The 3,444-nt window shown below is 41.0% G+C and carries 5 protein-coding genes and 2 pseudogenes; 4 read left to right on the top strand and 3 right to left on the bottom strand.

Going from position 1 to position 3,444, the window contains the following annotated elements; genetic code table 11:
- Window positions 1-135 (bottom strand): annotated as a pseudogene (locus tag IM515_RS26255) (Uma2 family endonuclease); the annotation flags it as partial.
- A gap of 198 nt (window positions 136-333) precedes the next feature.
- On the opposite strand from IM515_RS26255, the gene IM515_RS25535 reads away from it, so the two are divergent.
- Both IM515_RS25535 and IM515_RS25530 read left to right on the top strand, forming a co-directional pair.
- On the top strand, window positions 334-1,617 hold the full coding sequence (locus tag IM515_RS25535) for a TldD/PmbA family protein (protein WP_287633071.1): 1,284 nt from the start codon (window positions 334-336) through the stop codon (window positions 1,615-1,617).
- A gap of 2 nt (window positions 1,618-1,619) precedes the next feature.
- The gene (locus IM515_RS25530; RefSeq protein ID WP_287633069.1) at window positions 1,620-1,742 is read left to right on the top strand and encodes a hypothetical protein; all 123 of its coding nucleotides are present in this window, start codon (window positions 1,620-1,622) and stop codon (window positions 1,740-1,742) included.
- A gap of 179 nt (window positions 1,743-1,921) precedes the next feature.
- Here IM515_RS25530 and IM515_RS25525 read toward each other — a convergent pair.
- Window positions 1,922-2,026: pseudogene (locus tag IM515_RS25525) on the bottom strand (2-C-methyl-D-erythritol 2,4-cyclodiphosphate synthase); the annotation flags it as partial.
- A gap of 225 nt (window positions 2,027-2,251) precedes the next feature.
- On the opposite strand from IM515_RS25525, the gene IM515_RS25520 reads away from it, so the two are divergent.
- Window positions 2,252-2,488: a DUF433 domain-containing protein gene (locus IM515_RS25520; RefSeq protein WP_036400617.1), complete on the top strand. Its 237-nt coding sequence runs from the start codon at window positions 2,252-2,254 to the stop codon at window positions 2,486-2,488.
- The gene (locus IM515_RS25515) at window positions 2,488-2,844 is read left to right on the top strand and encodes a DUF5615 family PIN-like protein (protein ID WP_002743387.1); all 357 of its coding nucleotides are present in this window, start codon (window positions 2,488-2,490) and stop codon (window positions 2,842-2,844) included. The genes IM515_RS25520 and IM515_RS25515 overlap by 1 nt, the downstream gene beginning before the upstream one ends.
- Before the next feature lie 197 nt (window positions 2,845-3,041).
- On the opposite strand, the gene IM515_RS25510 is transcribed toward IM515_RS25515, so the two are convergent.
- The coding region (locus tag IM515_RS25510; RefSeq protein ID WP_287633063.1) for a hypothetical protein at window positions 3,042-3,444 on the bottom strand (403 nt) is incomplete at its 5' end.

The raw sequence follows: 3,444 nt of genomic DNA, 5'->3' as shown, positions 1-3,444 counted from the left end.
TCGGTTGCTTTCCAAGGGTTCACCATCATCAAAAATTAAGTCTGTGGGGGGTGGGGGGGGTTCCCAGAAGTCCTCGAAATCTTCTTCTATCAGTGCCGGAGAGGTGGCAGTTTCGTCGCTTTTGGCAATCGTCATTTTTTCAGCCTCTCTAGGTGGGAGTATCCATATTTTTGACTCTCGATCGATTCTATGATAACTTCATTGCCCACTTGATCATCTTTGCTCAAAAATATTATTGATGAATAAGCAAAAATTTTTTAACTCGCCGCAGTCTTAGGTGTTGGCGCCGAAGCTTGAGATAATCAGATAGCCATTATCTCAAAAACTATCACCATGACGATCGATCCGCAACAACTCATCGAACTAGCTCTCACATCGGGAGCGGTGGCAGCCGAAGTTTATCAATCTTCCTCCCTTTCCCATCCCGTTTTTTTTGAGGCTAATCGTCTCAAACAGCTAGAAAGTTCCGAATCCGTGGGAACTGCCTTAAGATTATGGCGCGAGGGTTGTCCAGGGTTAGCGGTGGGTTATGGTGATGTGGAACCGGAAATTTTAGTAGAAACAGCGTTAAATTTATCCTATCTCAATGCCCCAGAAGAAATCGAATTTTCGGCACCACGACAGGCAATTTATGACCCGATTGGCCAGGATGTGGCGGTAGAATCTTTAATCGAGATGGGTAATCAAATGATTGGCCAAATTCGCCAAGTTTATCCTGATGTTATTTGTAGTGGTGAATGGGAATGTGAACGGGAAATCACCCGTTTAGTTAATTCCCAGGGTTTGTATTGTCAATATACTGATACAGCTTTGAGTTATTATCTGGGGATTGAATGGGTGCGGGGGGAGGATTTTCTCGCGGTTTATGATGGGGAATATACTCGCAGTACACCTCATCCCGATACGGTAATTAAACAGTTATTGCAGCGACTACAATGGGCAGCCAATAATGTGGATAGTCCCACAGGTAAATTACCAATTTTATTGACTGCTAATGCAGTTACCCTGTTATGGGGTACGGTGGCGATGGCTTTAAATGGTAAACAGATCTTAGAAAAGTCCTCGCCCTGGAGTGATAAAATCGGTCAATTGGTGATGTCAGAAAAGTTCACTTTATCCCAACAACCAGACCGAGAACCCTATAGTTGTCCCTTTGATGATGAGGGAACTCCTACCAAATTTTTATCTTTAATTGAGGGAGGTAGAGTTAAGGAATTCTATAGCGATCGTACCACGGCCAGATTATTAAAAACTCCTCCGACAGGAAACGGTTTTCGTCCTAGTTTAGGGGTTTATCCTATGCCAGATTTGGTTAATCTAATCGTTGCACCGGGAGAGGGAACTTTAGAGGATTTAATCTCGCAAATAGACGAGGGCTTAGTTATCGACCAAATTTTAGGTCATGGGGCCGATATTTCGGGCGATTTTTCCGTCAATATCGATCTGGGTTATCGCATAGAAAAGGGCAAAATCACCGGACGAGTTAAAGATACAATGGTGACGGGAAATGTTTATACCGCTTTGCAGAATTTAATCGCTCTGGGGTCCGATAATCAATGGAATGGCTCCTGTTATACCCCCTCGCTAATTGTTGATAGTTTATCGGTGGTGGGGTAAAAATGTTATCAGTTATCAGTTATCAGTTATCAGTTATCAGTTATCAGTTATCAGTTATCAGTTTACTGACCACTGAAATTAACTCAGCCTACTTTTTGGGGTTAATTTTTTGGGGCTTTATTTGACCTGAAAAAAGGGGGTTCGCAGGCAGGCACGGATTCCCATTATATAAGAAATTATCTGTCAAGTCGTGGGGTTTTGTCAAGCTTTTTTGGAAAAAAAATTTAACTGATACTCAAGGGGAGAAAATTGTCGGCAGAAATATTATTTAATCCCCCCCGTGAGTCGGTATTTTTCAGCTTGGCATTAACCCCAAACTATGGTCAATCCTGACCCTCCCAAAAATTAACGGGCGATTGCCAACAAAGCGGTGAATATCGTAGCCATTGCCAATGCGGATAGGTGTCATGGGGTTTCGATTGCTATTACTCTATTTATGCTATCAACATCAACCCCTTTTCGTCATGGAATCTTAAACGGTGATCGCTGGCAGTTATCCAGATGTTCCATTTCATAGGCGATCGCATCTCCACTTAAAAAAAGCGATCGCACCTTCCCACATCCCCAAAAAAGAGTCGCACTTGATATCTTAAGGTATAATTAGAGATGATACACGTTATATCTTGAAGGAAACATGATGCTGAATAATTTATTAGAAACTCAAGGAATTATTCACTGCGATCCTGAAATTATGAGTGGAGTTCCGGTTTTTGTGGGATCTCGTGTTCCTTTACAAACATTGTTCGACTATCTCGAAGGAGAGGGAGGATTAGCTGAGTTTATTAATGATTTTCCTTATCTGGAGACTCAAACTATGAAAGTTTTAGAAAACGCAGCTAAATTACTCATTGCTCAGGAACGTTGTGCTTAATGATTATATTACTAGACGAAAATCTTTTGAGTACAAAACTCAAACAACCTTTTTTAAAGAAAGGTGACATGGTTTATAACGTTAATGATATGGGATGGCGTGGTTTAAAGGATAGAGAAATTCTTGATTTAGCGGAAAAACATCCTTTTGATGCTTTTATTACAGCCGATAAAAATCTTCCTTATCAGCAAAATTTGACCAGTAGAATTTTGAGAATTATTATTTTAGACTCTCGTAGCACTTATCCTAATCATTTACTTCCTCTAATGTCAAAAATTAGTGAAATACTCTCATCTTTACCAATAGGACAATCTGTACTCATCAATGATGCAGGTGAAATGGAATCTATTGGTTAATAATTATTTATAACAAGAAAAAAGCGATCGCACCTTTCCACATCCCCCAAAACAACGATCGCCCCCCATCATCGCCAACAAAGCGATCGCCCCTCCCACATCCTAAAAGCGATCACACCCCCAACATTCCCCAGGACAACGATCACGCCTTCATTCCCATCAACCAGCTCACGCTATGTTAATTAGCTGATGCCTAACTAGAACCATGATTTCACAGTATTAACCCATCCGCTTATAGTGCTACCTACCCCGCTAATAAAGTTACCTGCGGAATTCCAAACATTTCTACCAAGATACTTACCGGCGGAATCCCAACTATCTTCTATGTAATTACCGCTAGATTCCCATGTTTGACGCAAAACATTTTGCCCATTGACGAAGGTATTTCGTAGATAGCTTTTACCATTGCTAAAGGCAGTTTCCAGTTTTTTGCCGCCACTTTGCCATTCTTCTCTAAAGGTATTTACCCCATTAATAAACGTATTGCGTAAATAGCTTGTGCCATTGCTAAAGGCAGTTTCAATCTTCTTACCGCCACTTAGCCATTCTTCCTTGAAAGTATTTACCCCATTAATAAACGTATTGCGTAAATAGCTTGTG

The sequence above is a fragment of the Microcystis sp. M44BS1 genome (genome assembly GCF_020244875.1).
In the GTDB taxonomy this organism is placed as follows: domain Bacteria; phylum Cyanobacteriota; class Cyanobacteriia; order Cyanobacteriales; family Microcystaceae; genus Microcystis; species Microcystis panniformis.
This window is presented reverse-complemented; position numbering and strand designations above follow the sequence as displayed.

Excerpts from the sequence above, each read along its gene's own strand:
- IM515_RS25535 (WP_287633071.1), top strand. The coding sequence starts at position 334 with ATGACGATCGATCCGCAACAACTCATCGAACTAGCTCTCACATCGGGA.
- IM515_RS25530 (WP_287633069.1), top strand. The coding sequence starts at position 1,620 with ATGTTATCAGTTATCAGTTATCAGTTATCAGTTATCAGTTATCAGTTA.
- IM515_RS25520 (WP_036400617.1), top strand. The coding sequence starts at position 2,252 with ATGATGCTGAATAATTTATTAGAAACTCAAGGAATTATTCACTGCGAT.
- IM515_RS25515 (WP_002743387.1), top strand. The coding sequence starts at position 2,488 with ATGATTATATTACTAGACGAAAATCTTTTGAGTACAAAACTCAAACAA.